This window comes from Enterocloster aldenensis (genome assembly GCF_003434055.1).
Classification (GTDB): domain Bacteria; phylum Bacillota; class Clostridia; order Lachnospirales; family Lachnospiraceae; genus Enterocloster; species Enterocloster aldenensis.
In genome coordinates this window covers 12,451-30,250 of sequence record NZ_QVEX01000018.1, presented here as the reverse complement: position 1 = coordinate 30,250, position 17,800 = coordinate 12,451, and the positions used below count along the sequence as shown (strand labels likewise).

The 17,800-nt window shown below is 48.3% G+C and carries 16 protein-coding genes; 12 read left to right on the top strand and 4 right to left on the bottom strand.

The window, feature by feature from the left end:
* The first annotated feature begins 1 nt into the window (after nt 1).
* The 3 genes from DWX59_RS24060 to DWX59_RS24050 all read left to right on the top strand — a co-directional run bounded on the left by DWX59_RS24060 (nt 2) and on the right by DWX59_RS24050 (nt 4,123).
* Nucleotides 2-694: an iron-sulfur cluster assembly scaffold protein gene (locus tag DWX59_RS24060; protein ID WP_117562319.1), complete on the top strand. Its 693-nt coding sequence runs from the start codon at nt 2-4 to the stop codon at nt 692-694.
* Nucleotides 695-721: 27 nt separating this feature from the next.
* Complete coding sequence (locus tag DWX59_RS24055; protein ID WP_117562317.1) at nt 722-1,732, top strand: GGGtGRT protein; 1,011 nt, start codon at nt 722-724, stop codon at nt 1,730-1,732.
* A 1,665-nt stretch (nt 1,733-3,397) separates the two neighbouring features.
* The gene (locus DWX59_RS24050) at nt 3,398-4,123 is read left to right on the top strand and encodes a DUF434 domain-containing protein (RefSeq protein ID WP_117562314.1); all 726 of its coding nucleotides are present in this window, start codon (nt 3,398-3,400) and stop codon (nt 4,121-4,123) included.
* A gap of 120 nt (nt 4,124-4,243) precedes the next feature.
* Here DWX59_RS24050 and DWX59_RS24045 read toward each other — a convergent pair whose 3' ends face one another.
* Nucleotides 4,244-4,777: a PadR family transcriptional regulator gene (locus tag DWX59_RS24045; RefSeq protein WP_117562312.1), complete on the bottom strand. Its 534-nt coding sequence runs from the start codon at nt 4,775-4,777 to the stop codon at nt 4,244-4,246.
* A 125-nt stretch (nt 4,778-4,902) separates the two neighbouring features.
* Here DWX59_RS24045 and DWX59_RS24040 point away from each other — a divergent pair, with 125 nt between their 5' ends.
* Nucleotides 4,903-6,309, top strand: a complete 1,407-nt coding sequence (locus tag DWX59_RS24040; RefSeq protein WP_117562310.1) for an MATE family efflux transporter — start codon at nt 4,903-4,905, stop codon at nt 6,307-6,309.
* Between the two features lie 17 nt (nt 6,310-6,326).
* On the opposite strand, the gene DWX59_RS24035 is transcribed toward DWX59_RS24040, so the two are convergent.
* On the bottom strand, nt 6,327-6,887 hold the full coding sequence (locus DWX59_RS24035; RefSeq protein WP_117562308.1) for a TetR/AcrR family transcriptional regulator: 561 nt from the start codon (nt 6,885-6,887) through the stop codon (nt 6,327-6,329).
* 258 nt (nt 6,888-7,145) lie between these two features.
* Between DWX59_RS24035 and DWX59_RS24030 the strand changes: the two genes are divergently transcribed.
* Nucleotides 7,146-7,850, top strand: a complete 705-nt coding sequence (locus DWX59_RS24030; RefSeq protein WP_117562306.1) for an alpha/beta hydrolase — start codon at nt 7,146-7,148, stop codon at nt 7,848-7,850.
* An 81-nt stretch (nt 7,851-7,931) separates the two neighbouring features.
* Here DWX59_RS24030 and DWX59_RS24025 read toward each other — a convergent pair whose 3' ends face one another.
* Entirely contained in the window at nt 7,932-8,636 is a 705-nt protein-coding gene (locus DWX59_RS24025; RefSeq protein ID WP_165642986.1) for a GntR family transcriptional regulator, read from the bottom strand.
* Between the two features lie 86 nt (nt 8,637-8,722).
* Nucleotides 8,723-10,120 (bottom strand): SLC13 family permease, encoded by a 1,398-nt coding sequence (locus DWX59_RS24020; protein ID WP_117562304.1) that lies wholly within the window; start codon nt 10,118-10,120, stop codon nt 8,723-8,725.
* A gap of 357 nt (nt 10,121-10,477) precedes the next feature.
* Between DWX59_RS24020 and DWX59_RS24015 the strand changes: the two genes are divergently transcribed.
* The 7 genes from DWX59_RS24015 to DWX59_RS23985 all read left to right on the top strand — a co-directional run bounded on the left by DWX59_RS24015 (nt 10,478) and on the right by DWX59_RS23985 (nt 17,708).
* A complete protein-coding gene (locus DWX59_RS24015; RefSeq protein ID WP_117562303.1) occupies nt 10,478-11,143 on the top strand; it encodes a nucleotide-binding protein in 666 nt (221 codons plus the stop codon).
* 97 nt (nt 11,144-11,240) lie between these two features.
* The gene (locus DWX59_RS24010) at nt 11,241-11,444 is read left to right on the top strand and encodes a 4Fe-4S dicluster domain-containing protein (RefSeq protein ID WP_173906238.1); all 204 of its coding nucleotides are present in this window, start codon (nt 11,241-11,243) and stop codon (nt 11,442-11,444) included.
* Between the two features lie 58 nt (nt 11,445-11,502).
* On the top strand, nt 11,503-12,564 hold the full coding sequence (gene vorB, locus DWX59_RS24005; protein ID WP_117562299.1) for a 3-methyl-2-oxobutanoate dehydrogenase subunit VorB: 1,062 nt from the start codon (nt 11,503-11,505) through the stop codon (nt 12,562-12,564).
* A gap of 4 nt (nt 12,565-12,568) precedes the next feature.
* The gene (locus DWX59_RS24000) at nt 12,569-13,318 is read left to right on the top strand and encodes a thiamine pyrophosphate-dependent enzyme (protein ID WP_117562297.1); all 750 of its coding nucleotides are present in this window, start codon (nt 12,569-12,571) and stop codon (nt 13,316-13,318) included.
* A complete protein-coding gene (locus tag DWX59_RS23995; RefSeq protein WP_117562295.1) occupies nt 13,315-13,878 on the top strand; it encodes a 2-oxoacid:ferredoxin oxidoreductase subunit gamma family protein in 564 nt (187 codons plus the stop codon). The genes DWX59_RS24000 and DWX59_RS23995 overlap by 4 nt, the downstream gene beginning before the upstream one ends.
* Nucleotides 13,875-15,194 (top strand): acetyl-CoA hydrolase/transferase family protein, encoded by a 1,320-nt coding sequence (locus tag DWX59_RS23990; protein WP_173906242.1) that lies wholly within the window; start codon nt 13,875-13,877, stop codon nt 15,192-15,194. The genes DWX59_RS23995 and DWX59_RS23990 overlap by 4 nt, the downstream gene beginning before the upstream one ends.
* Nucleotides 15,195-15,449: 255 nt before the next feature.
* Nucleotides 15,450-17,708, top strand: coding sequence for a hypothetical protein (locus tag DWX59_RS23985; protein WP_117562290.1), 2,259 nt, complete (start codon nt 15,450-15,452; stop codon nt 17,706-17,708).
* Nucleotides 17,709-17,800 lie beyond the last annotated feature (92 nt).

Sequence of the window (17,800 nt, the reverse complement as noted above, 5' to 3'; positions counted from 1 at the left end):
CATGATTTATTCACATGAAGTAGAAGAGATGTGCACAGTTGCACAGGGCGTTCATCATGGCGCTGCTCCAATTCCGGAAGAAGCAAAATGGGTAAAATCAAAAGAAATAAAAGACATTTCCGGCCTTACCCACGGTGTGGGCTGGTGTGCTCCTCAGCAGGGTGCCTGCAAACTGACACTGAACGTAAAAGAAGGTATCATTCAGGAAGCGCTGGTTGAGACCATCGGATGTTCCGGTATGACCCACTCCGCAGCCATGGCGGCAGAAATCCTGCCAGGACGTACTGTTTTAGAGGCTTTAAATACAGATTTAGTATGTGACGCAATCAATACTGCTATGAGGGAACTGTTCCTTCAGATTGTTTACGGAAGAACACAGAGTGCTTTCTCTGAGGATGGACTTCCTGTAGGCGCTGGTCTGGAAGACTTAGGCAAGGGCCTCCGTTCCCAGGTTGGAACCATGTACGGAACACTGAAAAAAGGTCCCCGCTATTTGGAAATGGCTGAAGGTTATGTGACCGGTATTGCACTGGATGCAGAAGATCAGATCATTGGTTATCAGTTCGTAAGCCTTGGCAAGATGACTGATTTCATCAAGAAGGGCGACGATCCTAACACAGCATGGGAAAAAGCAAAAGGCCAGTACGGCCGCGTTGCTGACGCTGTTAAGATTATCGACCCACGTAAAGAATGATGAAGACCGAATAGGAGGAATAAGAAGATGGCATTATTTGAATCATATGAGAGAAGAATTGACAAAATCAATTCTGTATTAAACAGCTATGGCATTGCTTCTATTGAAGAAGCTGAGAAGATTACCAAAGATGCAGGCCTGGACGTTTATGATCAGGTTAAGAAGATCCAGCCAATCTGCTTTGAGAACGCTTGCTGGGCATACATAGTAGGTGCTGCAATTGCTATTAAGAAGGACTGCAGGAAAGCTGCTGACGCTGCTGCTGCAATCGGAGAAGGCCTTCAGTCATTCTGTATCCCAGGCTCCGTTGCGGATCAGCGTAAGGTTGGTCTGGGCCATGGTAACTTAGGAAAGATGCTTCTGGAAGAGAACACAGACTGCTTCTGTTTCCTGGCAGGCCATGAGTCCTTTGCAGCTGCAGAGGGCGCTATCGGTATTGCTGAGAAGGCTAACAAGGTCCGTCAGAAACCACTGCGCGTCATCCTGAACGGTTTAGGCAAGGACGCTGCACAGGTTATCTCCAGAATCAATGGCTTTACATATGTAGAGACAGAGATGGATTACTACACAGGCGAAGTAAAGGAACTGTGGAGAAAGTCCTACTCCGAGGGCTTAAGGGCAAAGGTTAACTGCTACGGCGCTAACGATGTAACAGAGGGCGTTGCCATCATGTGGAAGGAAGGTGTTGACGTATCCATCACCGGCAACTCCACCAACCCAACCAGATTCCAGCATCCGGTAGCCGGTACCTACAAGAAGGAATGCGTTGAGAAGGGTAAGAAATACTTCTCCGTTGCATCCGGCGGCGGCACAGGCCGTACCCTGCATCCTGACAATATGGCAGCTGGTCCTGCATCCTACGGCATGACCGATACCATGGGCCGTATGCACTCCGATGCACAGTTTGCCGGTTCTTCTTCCGTACCTGCACACGTTGAGATGATGGGCCTTATCGGCGCAGGCAACAACCCAATGGTTGGTATGACGGTTGCGATTGCGGTTAGCATTGAGGAGAGCGCTAAAGCTGGAAAATTCTAAAGAATCCTTATAATATAAGGCTTTGAGAGGTCAAACCATTTTTGGATGGTTGGAACGAAAAAGCATTTTGTATGTGTTTCTTGACATTTTAGTTATTTTGGTTTAATATAGTAGTAGCAGAGAAATGAATTTATGTGCATTGTGTCACAAATGCAAATCTCCAGGAAGTTGCAGCTTCCTGGGGATTCTTTTTCCTTTATAGGGTGGGATAACCCAGGCTAGCTGCTGTTATTTTTTTCTGTCTAACCATTTACTGATATAGTAGCAGACTATACCAGCCATGACAGAAATGAGAAATGAATCTATGTAGTGCATTATGTCACCTCCTTCCTGCTGGAAAGAGTCAACAGCAATTTTATTATATCGCCTTGATGGAAGGCTGTCCATTGTTTTATATACTAAAATCAGCAAAGAGTTCTGAGTAGCAATCAGCACGGCACAGTAGCACACTTATAGCGCACAAACACCCCTAAAACCCTTATAAATCCAGCCTCCACAGTTTCCATTGAGGAGAGCGCTAAAGCTGGGAAATTCTAGGAATACACCGATAAAATAAGGCTTTTCGGTGATGATGAAATTATTTGATGGTTGGAACAAAAAGAAATTGATACGTGTTTCTTGACATTTTAGTTATTTTGGTTTAATATAATGTTAGCAAAGAAAAGTAGTTATGTCCGTTTGGCATAGCAAAAACCCAGAGAGTGGCAGCTCTCTGGGTTTTCTTTTCCTCCTTTTTAAGTAGAGTAACTTAGGCTGGCTGTCGATTATTTATCTCTGTCCAACCATTTGCAGATAAAGTAGCAGACAATACCTGCCGTAACAGAGATAAGAAAAGTAATTATGTATTCCGTGATGGCACCTCCTTCCTGCTGGAAAGAGTCAACAGCAATTTAATTATAGCTGTTAAGTAGTGGAATGTCCATGCCAATCTATAAAATAAAGAGTGGGAATGAGTTGTCGTCAATAGTGCCAAGTAGCACACTCATAGCTCACAACCACCCCTGAAACCCATGAAAATCCAGCCCTCACCGTTTCCCTTGTGAGAGCGCAAAAGCGGGAAAATTCTAAGGGAAACTACATAAAATAAGGCTTTTCGAGGTTATAAAAAATTTCTGTGGTAGGAATAAGGTTCAATTGCCACGGCACGCTATTGACATTTTCTTCTTTTTGCCTTAATATAGTATTAGCAAAGAAAAGCGATTGTGTTCCAATGGTACACAGACGAACCCCCAGAGAGTTGCAGCTCTCTGGGGGTTCTATTTTCCTTTTAAAGAGGAATAACTTAGGCTGGCCGTTGATTACTTATCTCTATCCAGCCATTTGCAAATATAGTAGCAGACTATACCTGCCGCAATAGAGATAAGAAAAGCGATTATGTATTCCAAAAGTACACCTCCTTCCTGCTGGAAAGAGTCAACAGCATATTAAGTATAGCTATAAAGAAACAAAATGTCTATTGGTTTAAAAATTTTGATGTGGTAGTGAGCAGCCCTCAGTGTGGCAGAGTAGCACACCAATAGCGCGCAAATACCCCTCAAACCCTTGAAAAACCGCCCTTCACCGTTTCAAGGAGTAAGCCGCTAAAGCGGGAGCTTTCTAAATAAAACACCTATGACATAAATGAAATTCAAGAGCATGAAAACATCTGATCAGGAGGATTGAAGGATGGGGAAGATGGTTCAAAGAGGATACGTACCCAGCGACAAAAGGGAATTTTCCGAAGACGGGATGGAGAAGCTGCTTGCTGCTGGGAGTAATCTGTACTATTTGCTGAACCGGGGATATCCTATCAAGAGCGCCTCCGTATTTGTGGGAAACCATTATTTATTGTCTGAAAGGCAGCGGCTGGCCCTGGTAAGGGCCATCTCACCAAAAGAAAAAATCCGGTTAAGGATGGATAAGGAATTAAAAGGCAGCCTGGAAGGCTGCACGGTAAATATTGACGGTTTCAACCTCATCATAACCATGGAAGTGGCGTTCTCAGGCTCCCCGCTGTTAAAATGCATGGATGGGACCATAAGGGACCTGGCTGGACTTAGGGGAACCTACCGCTTAATTGATAAAACGGACATGGCAATCACACGGATTGGAAAGGTATTGGAATCCAACCAGATCCGCAAAGCTGTTTTTTACCTGGATTCACCGGTTTCTAATTCAGGCAGGCTGAAAGATAGGATTATGGAATTATTGGAAAACTTTGATTATGAGGTCCAGGCAGTTACCATACACAACGTGGATTCCGTGTTAAAACAGCAGGATCATGTGATTACCAGCGATGCCATCATATTGGATAACTGTATAAGCTGGTTCAACCTGGCCAGTGAAGCAATTGAGCAGGAATTTGGCGGTTATCCGTATATTGATATGGGAATCAGCCGGATTACGGAGTAAGCATGGATGAAGGAATCCCCAGACCCTATCCAACCATGAGACTGCTGCTTTTATCCCCCTGTCCCATCCCGGAGAACCGCAATTCCCCGGAGTTACATTCCTGCAAAAAGTAAGTCCATATCATGTATGCGGATTGTTATCCTTTAGCGAAGCAATCCATGTTTCAATTGACTGCGCCAATGCATATTGCTGCTGTAAAACAGCCATGCCTGTTTGCGGAATATTTGGCGCTGTTTCTTTTTCACGGATGTTTTCTTCCAGATAGGCCTTTAGGGTTTTTACATTTTCCTCAATACTGTCCAGACAGGACCTCTGGCTTTCTGGCGAAAGACTGGACAGATTCACAATCACGGCATTGAAATCCAGAAAAAAGTGAATGGGCTGGGAAGCAATCTCATGCATAAGACATTCAAATTTTTCTTCCCCGGCGTCTGTCAATGAATAGACCGCCTTCTCCGGCATTTTTCCTTCTTTTACGGAACTGCTTCTGATATACCCCTTTTCCTCCAATTGAATTACCTTTTTGTAAATGGATGGTGTGCTGATTTTTACCCATTTGGAAATGTTGCGGTACTCGACTAATTTCTGAATGTCATAGGCGCTTAAGGGCTGTTTTTTTATCATGCCCAATACAACTAAATCTATGGCTGCCATGATTCCCTCCTGTTTTTATGATTGACAAATAGTATAAAGTATAGTAGTATAATCCACAACGACAAGATACTATAATTTATACTACTATATTTTTAATCACGTGTCAAGTGAAAGGAGAGTTAAACATGAATGGATGTAACACAAAAATGGAATTGCTGGGGAGTGCGCCAATCCCAAAAGCACTTGTGGCGCTGGGCCTTCCAACCATGGTTGGTATGCTGATTAACGCACTCTATAATCTGGTGGACACCTATTTTGTGGGGGGCCTGGGCACCAACCAGATGGGAGCAATCACGGTGGCCTTTCCTCTTGGACAGATTGTGGTGGGGCTTGGCCTGTTGTTTGGAAATGGCGCTGCTGCCTGTCTTTCAAGGCTTCTTGGATGCGGGGACAGGGATAGTGCCGACAAAGTGGCCAGCACCGCTGTATACAGCAGCATTTCCATCGGGGCAATTGTTATTTGCTGCTCCATGATTTTCCTAAAGCCAATCCTGAAACAGATTGGGGCAGTGGAGGATGTCATGCCCTATGCGATGACGTATTCCGGCATTTATATCACATTTTCAATCTTCAATGTATTTAATGTTACCATGAATAATATTGTGTCAAGCGAGGGCGCAGCCAAAACAGCTATGTGCGCATTGATGGCAGGCGCAGCCCTGAATGTGGTATTAGACCCTGTATTCATCTATGTGCTGGATCTTGGGGTTGCCGGGGCGGCCATTGCTACAGCCATATCACAAATGGTTTCCACATTGGTCTATGTGCGTTATATCTTCCGAAGGAAGAGCGTGTTTAGTTTTAGTGTGAAAGCGTGTGATTTTTCTAAAGAAATCATGTCCGGGATTTTGAAGATAGGGATTCCCACACTGGTTTTTCAGCTGCTGACCAGTCTTTCAATCAGTATGATGAACGATGCGGCCAAGGATTACGGAAGCTCCGCCCTTGCCGCCATGGGACCGCTCACTAAGATCATGTCCATGGGCAGTCTGATTGTATTCGGATTTTTAAAAGGCTTCCAGCCCATTGCCGGATTCAGCTACGGGGCTAAAAAGTTTGACCGTCTGCATGCGGCAATCAGGACCTCCATACTCTGGTCCACCGCGTTCTGCGTGATATTCGGATCCTTGGCAGCCATATTTTCCACCCACATCATGTCACTGTTTACAAAAGACGATATGGAAATGGTACGTGTGGGGGCCATGGCATTGAGGGCAAACGGTCTTTCTTTCATGCTTTTTGGCTTATATACGGTATATTCCTTCTTGTTACTTGTGTTGGGAAAAGCAAAGGAAGGCTGCATCCTTGGCGCATGCAGACAGGGCATCTGCTTTGTGCCTGTCATCCTGGTCCTCCCTATGTTTTGGGGGCTTGACGGGGTTCTGTACGCCCAGCCCGCTGCGGATGTGCTTTCCGGGATTGTTACCGTGTGCATGGCGGCCCATTTACATAAAGAACAGGCAGCAGCAAAAAACAGGCAGCAGCAAAAAACAGGTTTCCCTGGCCGGCAGCCTGAAACCAACCTGTCATAATCCAAATGCCTGGGCATCTATCGGTCATATTTCTGATGGATGCCCAGAAGAAGCGTATCCATGGCATCGCAAAGACCATTTCTTGTTTCCTCCGGCCTTATAAAGGCAGAACGGAGCTGCAGGGTGGCATAACCATGTAACATACCTGTGAGAAGATTTAATATGTCCTCCACTTTTGGCGCCTTTAGGTGAATGGAAAGGATAAGGGTGGTCAGAAGATTGGTATAATCTTCATAAATTTTTGCAGTTTCTTCATTACCGTGCCATGTGGCCCATTGGATGGTCTCATAAACCCCCGGATGTTCTATCATGAAGTTAAGATACTCGATACCAACGTATCGGATGGCCGTGTCCCCGGATTTGCCTATGGCGGTACGGTACATCCGTTCATTCATGGTCCTCATTCCATTGTGGGCTACTTCCCGCAGCAGGTCATCTAAACCCTCTATGTGGTTATAGAGTGATGGGGTACGGATATCCAATGCCTCAGCAACGGTTTTTAAGGAAAGGCTGCTGAGTCCTTTTTTGTCGGCTATATCTGAAGCGGTCTGCACTACGGCAGTTTTCGTAACACGCATGACGGTTCCTCACTTATCTGAAATGACTCTCCTTAGTAGTTTAACTAATAATATTAGCGGCGTCAATGGGTATTAGCCGAGTCAATAAATATTAGCCAACCGGCATAACATTTAGCTGAATGTTGTACCTGCAATATTGACAGTTGGTATATATTTTTGTATAATACTAATGATATTAGTTTTATAACTACTATAGTTAGTTTTTGCATCAATAAGATAGCATTGCAGCTACCTTAAGAAAACAGACAGGAGAACAGAATGAAAACCCAAAAAATATCTATCATGCAGATTCCTGCAATTATCTGGGGCGACCCGTCCACGAAAGTATACCTGTACGTACACGGTCAGGGCGGATATAAGGAGGAAGCCGAAGCATTTGCAGGCATAGCCAGCCGTCATTCATGCCAGGTCCTAAGCATTGACCTGCCCGGACACGGGGAAAGGAAAGCGGAAGCAGATTCCTTTGTCCCATGGTGCGCGGTTCCTGAATTGTTGTCCGTCATGAAGTACATACGGTCCCATTGGACGCATGTTTCGCTGTGCGCCAACAGCATCGGGGCATGGTTCAGCCTGCTGGGCTTTGAAAGCGGGTGGCTGGAAGAATGCTTGCTGGTATCACCTGTACTTGACATGGAACGCCTGATCCTGAACATGATGAAGCAGGCTGATGTGTCAGAAGGGCGCTTAAGGCGTGAACAGGTGATTCAGACTTCCTTTGGACAGACGCTTTCATGGGAGTATCTGGCGTATACCAGGAGCCGCCCGGCTGCCGGATGGGAGGCGCCCACGCACATATTATATGGCAGCAGCGATCATCTGATTGAACGCAGTGTTGTAGAGAAGTTTGCCCAGGAATTTAATTGCAGCCTGACTGTCTTTCAACATGGTGAGCATTGGTTCCATACGCAGGAGCAATTGGACTTTTTATATCATTGGATGGAAAACTGCCTGCAGACAGGCTGACATGGAAAAGCCGTAAATCCTGAATTGGATTTACGGCTTTCCATTTACACAGTCAGGCGTGTTTGATAATGATACCATGCCTTACTGCTTTTTGTATAACTTTTCCCGATAAGTCTGCGCCGGCGCTGCCTGGGGGATTGTATAAAAATAGTTCAGCGCCGCCATCCGGCAGTGCTCTATATGGACCTTCATCTTTTCCGTGGCAGTGTCCACATTGTCCTCCAGCAGCAGTTTTAAGATTTCCAGGTTCTCTCCGGCTTCAACATGGACCGTGGCGTGGTTCTGATGGACAAAATAAACAATCCTGCTGCTGATATCATAAACACGGTGCATGACATCCACCATGTAGCGGTTTCCGCAGTGTTCTATGATGAACAGATGCATGGCGGTATCCAGCTGGATGCGGTCCATGATTGTCTCATCCGGCTCCCCGTGTTCAAATCTCTGGCAGAAGTATTGGATTTCCTCCTTGGGAAGCCGTGAAGCAGCCAGGCGGAGGATGGTGGGTTCAAATTCCATGCGTATCTGGTAAATCTGCAGCACATCGCTTAAAAGGATATCAGTGACGTAGATTCCCTTTTTAGGAATAACCTTCACAAAGCCTTCGCTTTCCAGACGGCTGACTGCCTCCCGCACCGGGGTGCGGCTGAGTTTCAGGCCCGCGGTGAGATGTGCTTCATTCAAAATGCTTCCAGGCGCATAGGTACAATTTATCAGGTGTTCTTTCATTATGTTATAAGCGTAATTTTTCAAATCGTTCCCCATAGCAGTAATTGTATCTGTCATAGCGTCAAACCCCCAGCTCGGTCAAAGACCGGTAATATCCTAATTATATAGGGATGGATATGAAAATACAATCATTAATCAATGAATCAGCACATTCCCAGGTATCTCCACAGCGGCACGCTTGCAATCAGGCCTAATACATGGATGACCATATAGGCGTAGGACATGGATACCACGTTCCTATGGGTCACCAGCCCATCCACAACAGCCTCGGCCTGCAGATAATATGGATTATGGAAAGACAGGTTCCACACCAGCATTGCCAGGTAATCTGCAAACAGGGTGATGAAGGGATGGATTCCCAAAGGAACCCCGATTGGCAGGAAGATGGCTGCAATGATGGCAAGTGTGGCAAGTCCGGTACATTCCAGGTAACGCAGCAGGTATGTAGTCACGCACAGAAGAATGATGAACACATATACATTGGGCACGAACCGGATAATGACAGGTGCGGCCACACTTGCCAGCCAGTGATTGACCCCAACCACGCCAAGGAGGGCTGAGATGGACAGCAGGGAGGCAACCAGGGTTATCAGCCCGCCCCAGGGCACCATGTCCTGAAAATCCTTCATGGTAAAGATCCCTTTGAGGAACATGGCGCAGAAGGCAAGGGCTGCCACCGTATATGGTTTCAGACCCGTATAGGAGCCGGTAATCCAAAGCAGTATGGACAGGATAAGGATGACGGATGCGGCTTTCTCATCGCTGTTCATGGGCTTTAATTCAGCAATCTTACGGTTAATCAGGTCCTTGGATATGTTAAGCTTTTCCTTTGGCCTGTAATATACCAGGATAAACAGGAAGGTCAGTACCAGGTTAACGGCAAACCACACGGAACAGCACATGAACCAGCCAAACCAGCTAAAAGAATAACCTTCCCCCATCATGCCGATTAATACAAAGGTCATGGCGCTTCCGGTGAGGAATGCCATGGTGTGGATGGCAGCAGGCACAAAAAAGGCACAGAACAGTCCGGCAGCAGCTTTGCTGCCTTTTTCAATGTTATTAGCCTTGGCCACGGAAGCGGCAAATGGGCCCAGCACCGCGCATTTTGAATAGGAATTGGGCACGATGGGCGACAGGATGGTGGAGGTGGCCATGATTGCAACCACCATACCGGTATATGTAGCCGGGAAAAACTTTAGTGTATTAAATGCAATACGGTCAATCAGCCCTGTCTTTGCTATACCTGTGGCAAAAATCATCATCAGGATAACGGTCCACATGGTATCCCCGCTCCAGGCCGAGAATGCCTCCGGGAAAGTACACACATGGAAGGTAACAAAAGCAATACAGGCAAACAGCGCAACAAGGGGAGCCGGATAAAGCTGAAGGATCAGCAGAAGGACAGCTGTCATGAAGATGCCAAGATAGCGCATGCTTTCAACGGTCAGTTCCCCTGGGGGACGGCTCAGTCCGATGGCCAGCCCAATCAATATACATAGAATGCTCAAAACATATTTCTTAATATTTGCAGATTTCATGAAAAACCTCTCCCTGATATTTTATATTGGTAGGACGCGCAAACGTAAAAACTCCATGCACCCATAGTAATCCCTGTATTGAAATAAGTCAATAGGGTTTTGTGCAATAAGCTTATAAAACACGTATATATCACGTATATTATGGTTATATTTTAAGCATAAATGATAGGTATTTCCGTTTTATTTTTAATTTATTAGATAATATGCATAAAAATATGATGTAAAATTAGTAAAAATTATCAAAAATTACTTGCATTCCGAAAAACAGTGTGCTACAATCAGTCTCGCAAACGTAAAGCACGGCATCATCCAAACAAGCCGCGGCTCTGAATTAAAAAAGAAAATGGAGAAAGGGGTATGGATATACACAATATTGTACTGCTTGGGGAAGCAGGAAGCGGAAAAACAGAAATAGCCGCCAACATAGCGATCCTTCTGGCAGAAAAAGATGAAAAACCAGTGTATCTGATAGACATGGACCAGACAAAGTGTTTGTTCCGGGCCAGGGATTTTTCATCCTTACTAGAGAAAAGACAGGTACATATGGCAGAAAACCAGGAGTTGTGGGATTCCCCCCTGGTGCCTATGGGGGTCAGCGCCCTTTTAAAGGACGAAGGGGTCCGGTGTGTATTTGATGCAGGCGGGAACGCGGCAGGCGCAGCCATGATGGGACAGTTTGCCGGACTGCTGGCAGGAAAGACCGCCCGTTATTACTATGTAATCAATCCCTGCCGCGCATTTTCAGGCACAGTGGGGGAGATTAGGGAAAGCCTGGACGCCATCATGGTTTCAGCCCGTGTCCCGGCAGGACGGCTGGAAGTAATCGCCAATCCTTACATGGGCGGATACACAACAGCGGAACTGATTGCCGGATATTACAGGAGACTGGAACAGGAGCTTGCCAAATTGGATTTAAGCATTAAGTGTCTGGCTGTTTCCAAAACATTTTCCAGCCGGGTCAGAAAACAGATAAACGTCCCGATGCTGGAACTGGATACCTTTGTAGACAAACTATATGTATGAAGACATGGTTCAAACATGGAAACATGATTTAAACATGAAAACATGAACGCATGATCCAAACAAAGAAACTTTATAAAAAAGGAGAGGAAGTGTGATTATGGCAAAACTTGAAATCAGCAGGGAGAGCTGCAAAAGCTGCGGACTATGCGTAGACGTATGCCCCAGACAGGTCCTGGAAATAGGGGAAGGAATCAATAAAAAGGGATACCGCTATGTGGTGGACGCCCGCCCGGAATCCTGCATTGCCTGCTGCATGTGCGCCCAGGTATGTCCGGATTGTGTCATTGAAGTATTTAAGTAAAAAGAAAGAAGAGGATGGATTTATCATTGTATAAATGCACAGGAAAGGAAGAACAGTGATGGAAAGAAAATTTATGAAAGGCAATGAAGCCATTGCAGAAGCAGCTGTCAGGGCTGGCTGCCGGTTTTATGCCGGTTACCCCATTACACCCCAGAGCGAGGTGCCGGAGTATCTGTCACGGGCCCTGCCAAAGGCAGGCGGGATATTTGTCCAGGGTGAAAGCGAGGTTGCATCCATTAACATGGTTTACGGGGCAGGGGCAGGAGGCACCCTGGCCATGACATCCACCTCGGGTCCGGGAATCAGCCTGATGGCAGAAGGGATTTCATCCCTGGCAGCTGCCCGGGTGCCATCGGTAATCGTGGATATCATGAGGGCCGGCCCCGGCACCGGCGTCATGAAGCCGGCCCAGTCCGACTATTTTCAGATTAACCGGGCTTCGGGCCATGGCGGATATCAGACCATCAACTATGCACCGGCAACCATCCAGGAGGCAGTGGACCTTGTGACCAAGGCATTCCAGGTGACCCAGAAGTACCGCATGCCTGTTTTCGTATTTGCTGACAGCCTTGTGGGCGGATTGATGGAGGCAGTGACCCTGCCAGAGCCGCAGGAGCCGCCAAAGACACCTGAGTGGGCGGTAATCGGAAAGGGATACCATGGCGGAAAACCTAATATCGTGCTCAATGCATCCTTTGTGGAGGAACAGCAGATGAAGAAGGCCCAGGAGTGGGCTGGGATTTACGAGGGATGGAAAAGGGATGAGGTCATGGCGGAGGAATATATGACAGAGGACGCGGACTTTGTGCTGACAGCATATGGCTCCTGCGGCCGTATCTGCCATACCTGTGTGGATGAACTGCGTGAAGCCGGTTACAAGGCGGGACTGGTACGCCCCATTACCACCAATCCGTTCCCCGCAGAGGCATTCAGGAAGCTGATAGGGAAAGTCAGGTTCATTCTGGATGTGGAGATGGCAATCCCGGCTCTGATGGCAGAAGACGTCCGCCTGGCCGTGGGGGACCACCTGCCAATCCATACCTGCCTGACCACAGGAGGTGTGATTGTGGATTCGGATGAAGTGGTCAGATGTGCAATCAGACTTGCAAAAGGAGAGTGAAACAATGGAAAAAGTATACAGCAGGCCGGAAAGCCTTGATATTTCAAACAATAAATTCTGCCCGGGCTGCATGCACAGCACCTTTATTAAAATCTGCATGCAGGTAATTGATGAACTGGGAATCGGGGACCGGGCAGTGGTCATCCAGCCCATAGGGTGTGCCAACAATAGTTCCCCGTGTATTGCCATTGACCAGGGCTGCGCCCTCCATGGCCGTGCCCCGGCCTATGCCACCGGATTAAAACGCTGTCATCCGGAATCAATCGTATTTACATACCAGGGGGATGGGGACCTTAGTTCCATTGGCTTTGCAGAGGTGATGCACGCTGCAAACCGTGGCGAGAACATATGTGTTTTCTATATTAACAACTGTAACTATGGCATGACCGGGGGCCAGATGTCCCCGACCACACTCATTGGCCAGAAGACCACCACCTGTGTGGAAGGCAGGAACCCGGATTTGACCGGTTATCCCATGCACATGGCGGAACTGGTGGCAACACTGAAAGGGGTGGCGTATTCCGGGCGGTTTGCCCTTGATACCCCGGCCCATATCAAAAAGGCCAAGGATGCCCTTCGAAAGGCATTTGAGAACCAGATTGACAACAAGGGGTTTTCCTTTGTGGAAATGCTCAGCAGCTGCCCGACCAACTGGGGCCTGTCGCCCCTTGAGAGCGTGAAGATGCTTCAGGATCAGGTGATGAAGGAATTCCCGCTGGGTATCTGCAAGGACAACGGGGAGGTGGAGAAATGATTAACCGTTTAATGATTGCCGGATTTGGCGGGCAGGGTGTCATGATGATTGGGAAGTTAATCGGCCAATGTGCCATGGAGCAGGACCTGAATGCCACATTTTTCCCGTCCTACGGCGCTGAACAGCGGGGAGGAACTGCCAACTGTACGGTCATCCAGTCCGACCGTATGATAGGCTCCCCCACCTCAGGCAGGCTGGATGTGCTGTGCGCCCTGAACCAGCCGTCCATGGTGGACTTCCTGCCAAGGCTGCGTCCGGGCGGGACCCTTCTTGTCAACAGTTCCATTGTGGATGTTTCCGCTGTGGATCGGGACGACATCCAGATTGTACAGGTGGACATTGACAACATGGCCTACGACCTGGGGAACCGGAAGGTGGCCAATGTAATCATGTTCGGAGCCTATATGGCCCTTGTAAACACCATTCCCCTTGACCGGGCGGAGGAAATCGCCATGCACAAATTGGGCAGGAAGCCGGAGCTGATTGAATTAAACCGCAGGGCCTTCAAGGCCGGAGCTGATGTGGTGAGGAAAATAAAGGAGGCGGGTGAGTGCCGATGAACCGGTATCTGGAAGCGTATAAGGCCAGACAATGCACGGTGGACGATGTCCTGGCAGCAATCCGGGACCGCGATTTCGTGGCCACCAGCGGCGGTGTGAACGCGCCTTTGTTATTTTATAAAAATATCCATAAAATTGCCCCAAGGCTGAAACAGGGAATCGACTTTTTTTACGGCACAACCTATAAAAAGGGTGACTTTGAGTTCCTGGAAAGCCAGGCGTGCAAAGGAAAAATCAGGACGCTGTCAGGCTTCGTGCTCTGCAAGGACGAGCGCGGATACATTCAGGAAGGCCGGGTGGACTATGTGCCCACCCATTATCACAGCCAGGGCATGAAAATGATTCAGGCCAGGGGAGGCCTTGACGTATATGTGGCGGCTGTCTGTCCCATGGATGAGCGGACCGGATACTTTAGGACTTCCCTTTCCAATGTCAATGAAACGGATTTCCGCAATTCGGCAAAAAAGATATTTCTGGAGGTTGTGCCAAGCCTTCCGGTGATTTACGGCAACAATGAGATACATGTCAGCGAGGCTGACGGCATTTACGAGTATGACCACCCACTTGAAACCATGGATCCGCTTCCTTTCGGGGAAGTGGAAAAACAGATTGGCAGTTACGTGGCCGAATTGGTGGAGGACGGTTCCACCATCCAGCTTGGAATCGGCGCAATCCCGGATGCGGTAGCCCATGCATTCTTGGACAAAAAGGACCTGGGCGTGCACACGGAAATGATAACCAACAGCATACTGGAACTGGTGGAGGCCGGTGTGGTGACCGGACAGAGGAAAAACATAAACAGGGGGATTATCATCGGCGCCTTCAGCCGCGGTTCCCGGAAACTGTACGATTTCATGGACCGCAACCCCTGTGTTGCCATGAATCCCTGCAGCTACGTCAACAATCCCAATGTCATTGCCCGGAACTACAAAATGGTATCCGTGAACACTGCCATGGGAATCGACCTGCTGGGCCAGGTGTCCTCAGAAAGCATCGGATACATGCAGTACAGCGGAAGCGGCGGTCAGGTTGACACGGTAACCGGCGCAATCCATGCCACGGGCGGCAAATCCATCATTGCCCTGGCCTCCACCGCCAAAAACGGCACGCTGTCAAAAATCTGTTTATCCCATGGACCCGGTACGGCAGTCACATTGTCCAGGAATGACGTGGACTATGTGGCAACAGAGTACGGTATTGTCCGCCTAAGCGGCAGGACCGTAAAGGAACGGGCAAAACTCCTTATCAGCATCGCCCATCCCAGGTTCCGGGATGAATTAACGGCTCAGGCCGGTAAAGCGGGACTGCTGTTATAACAAATATACACCACAATGCCCCCGGCGTATTTACACCGGGGGCATTAAAATCATCCTCCTGCAGCTGCCCATGGAAAATCCTGTTGATTATTGTTATAATATACTCAGGCGCCATGGCTGACGGACAGGGGCGGTATGGTTTTTTAATCCCGGTTCCCGGCAGGGAGGCAAGGACGGTCTGCCACAGACCGGGATTTCCTCCTCATGGCAGATAAGGAAGACCAGGATTTCCGTCACGGAAACAGGAGGAGATGTATGAAAGGATATAGTAAAGAGCAAGTGGGAAGGAATCATGGCAGGATAAGGCGGCTATTACTGCTGGCAGCCTGCGCCGCATTGGCGGCAGGCGGCTGCGCTGCGCAGGACGGGACAGATTCCGTCCAAAATCCAGCCTATGTCTATTACATAAAAGATGCGGACCTCATGCGTGCGGATGTAAACCGGCCCATGGAGGCCGGAAAGAACCCGTCCCTTGTCATGGAAGGAGTGGGGGAGAAGGCCAATCTCAAGGATTACCATGATGTAAGCCTGGCTGAAGACGGCAGTTTCCTTGTCTTTCAGTTTGAGACAGAGGGGGACCGGTCCGGTGATGATGCAATGCTGGCAGCTGTCAACAGTGAGGCCGGCACATCCCAACTGATTTATGAGGGCTATGCCAACACCGTCATGTGCGGCAATAAACTGCTGTTTCAAGTAGAAAGTAAATCAGGGGAACCTTCCAGCCCACAGTATGACCTGTATTCCTACACGCCGGAGCAGGGGAAGAAGCTGGAGGCTTCGGGCCTGTACAATTTCTTTCCTTCCAAAGACGGTTCCGTCATCTGTTTTACAAAAATGGATGATGAATGGATTCAGGATCTGTACATGGCTGAGGACGGGAAGGAAGTCTTCCTGGCTGATGAGATGAATTATGCAGATGCCAATGAGGATTGCAGCATTATCTATGGGGAGCGCACGGTTGAGGACGGAGATGGGTTTTACTATGAACTCCTTAAAATAGGAAAAGATGGAACCAGGGAGCCGGTCCTCACAAAAGAGGACCAGGCAGGAAGTTATTATCTGGACCCGGATACCGGCAGCCTATACACCTTTGTCTATGGAAAGGAGGGAAGGAATTCCCTGTACTATTCCTCTGAAGGGGAGAAGGAGCTGCTGTCAGACCAGGTATCCATGGTATGGGAATACATACGCGAACCGGACTGGCTGGACGGGAAGTCCATGATTATCTACCAGTCCGGCCCGGTTGGAAAAGAAACGCTGTATGCGGCCGTGGACGGGATTTCTTCCGTATTTGCGGTTCCGGACATGCCGGAGGACTGGCTGGACGGGTATTATAAGAGTATCACGGGCACGGATGACGGTATCTATCTGACCGTGTCAAAACTCAACGGTTCCTGCCAGGCCGAGGAAAGCTGGCTGTACAGATATAAACTGTCCTCCGGACAGCTGAGCCAATCGCCGGAATGCGTTGCACATGGAACAGACCTTTACCTGATTGATGAAAAGGACGGCAAAGCCTTTTACACAGACAGCATCTCAGGGAAACATACATTATATTATGAAGGAACCAGGATCCTTGATGATGTTGATCCGGAGACACTGCGCCAGGTGGGAGGCAGCGGCGGAGAGTATTTTATATTTCAGGAAAAGGGCGGCGCGGCGCCTGACCTTATGAGGATTACCACAGCCGGTTCATCCAAGGTTTTCTGTGGAAATGCTGTCCAGTGCGAGCCGTATGCAGGAGGGATGCTTCTGCTTTCTGACTGCAGGGACGGTTATCCGTATCTGGGTACGCTTTCATTTTATAATGCTGCCGGGATACAGGTGGTGGATGAAGACGTGGCTGTATTTTTCCAGCACGACGGCAGCCAATTTGCAGATGCGGTGCCCCGGGACTGGGATTGGAGCGGACAGGATGACAAAGGGAATCCTGGGGACGATGCCAACAGTGGCTTTGACCCCGGATGGGATTACCTGGACAGGGCCTATATTGACGGTTCTGTGTTTCATAATGCAGAGTATGGATTCCATATTGACCTGAAGGAAAATGAGGACCAGGGATACTATTATGAGATACACGGTTTTGGCGATGCGGTATTGCTGGGATGCTTTGATAAAGACGGCTATGAACCATACAGTATCTATATGGGGGAAACAGATACGCAAGGGTACACGGCCTTTAAGGACCATGACAAAGCTGCCGCCTTTGGGCAGTGGATGAAGGATGTGTACGATTCCACCATGAAAGAATACGGTTATGACATAGGGGAAGATGAGTTCACGGTGGAAACCGCAGAGGACATCCTGCTGGATGGCAGGAAGGCAATTAAGCTTGTAATCCATACAGGCAACGGCCTGATGACGGTCCGGTCCACATTCATCCGGTACTTTATCCCGGATGAGGAAAATGACCGTATGATAGAACTGTCCAGACAGTTCCTGGCAGGAGTGGAGGATGAGAAGGACCTGGAGGCATATCAGATGTTCGTGGAGTCTTTGCAGTGGGATGATTGAAGTGTACCAAAGCGCACCAAAGTGCACCGGCATGTGGATGCCACACATGTCCGGGGCACTTTTTGCTTGACAGGAACCGTACGATTCAGGTT

What these genes read in the sequence shown, in the direction of transcription:
- DWX59_RS24060 (WP_117562319.1), top strand. Translation starts at nt 2, where the DNA reads ATGATTTATTCACATGAAGTAGAAGAGATGTGCACAGTTGCACAGGGC.
- DWX59_RS24055 (WP_117562317.1), top strand. Translation starts at nt 722, where the DNA reads ATGGCATTATTTGAATCATATGAGAGAAGAATTGACAAAATCAATTCT.
- DWX59_RS24050 (WP_117562314.1), top strand. Translation starts at nt 3,398, where the DNA reads ATGGGGAAGATGGTTCAAAGAGGATACGTACCCAGCGACAAAAGGGAA.
- DWX59_RS24045 (WP_117562312.1), bottom strand. Translation starts at nt 4,777, where the DNA reads ATGGCAGCCATAGATTTAGTTGTATTGGGCATGATAAAAAAACAGCCC.
- DWX59_RS24040 (WP_117562310.1), top strand. Translation starts at nt 4,903, where the DNA reads ATGAATGGATGTAACACAAAAATGGAATTGCTGGGGAGTGCGCCAATC.
- DWX59_RS24035 (WP_117562308.1), bottom strand. Translation starts at nt 6,887, where the DNA reads ATGCGTGTTACGAAAACTGCCGTAGTGCAGACCGCTTCAGATATAGCC.
- DWX59_RS24030 (WP_117562306.1), top strand. Translation starts at nt 7,146, where the DNA reads ATGAAAACCCAAAAAATATCTATCATGCAGATTCCTGCAATTATCTGG.
- DWX59_RS24025 (WP_165642986.1), bottom strand. Translation starts at nt 8,636, where the DNA reads ATGACAGATACAATTACTGCTATGGGGAACGATTTGAAAAATTACGCT.
- DWX59_RS24020 (WP_117562304.1), bottom strand. Translation starts at nt 10,120, where the DNA reads ATGAAATCTGCAAATATTAAGAAATATGTTTTGAGCATTCTATGTATA.
- DWX59_RS24015 (WP_117562303.1), top strand. Translation starts at nt 10,478, where the DNA reads ATGGATATACACAATATTGTACTGCTTGGGGAAGCAGGAAGCGGAAAA.
- DWX59_RS24010 (WP_173906238.1), top strand. Translation starts at nt 11,241, where the DNA reads ATGGCAAAACTTGAAATCAGCAGGGAGAGCTGCAAAAGCTGCGGACTA.
- vorB (WP_117562299.1), top strand. Translation starts at nt 11,503, where the DNA reads ATGGAAAGAAAATTTATGAAAGGCAATGAAGCCATTGCAGAAGCAGCT.
- DWX59_RS24000 (WP_117562297.1), top strand. Translation starts at nt 12,569, where the DNA reads ATGGAAAAAGTATACAGCAGGCCGGAAAGCCTTGATATTTCAAACAAT.
- DWX59_RS23995 (WP_117562295.1), top strand. Translation starts at nt 13,315, where the DNA reads ATGATTAACCGTTTAATGATTGCCGGATTTGGCGGGCAGGGTGTCATG.
- DWX59_RS23990 (WP_173906242.1), top strand. Translation starts at nt 13,875, where the DNA reads ATGAACCGGTATCTGGAAGCGTATAAGGCCAGACAATGCACGGTGGAC.
- DWX59_RS23985 (WP_117562290.1), top strand. Translation starts at nt 15,450, where the DNA reads ATGAAAGGATATAGTAAAGAGCAAGTGGGAAGGAATCATGGCAGGATA.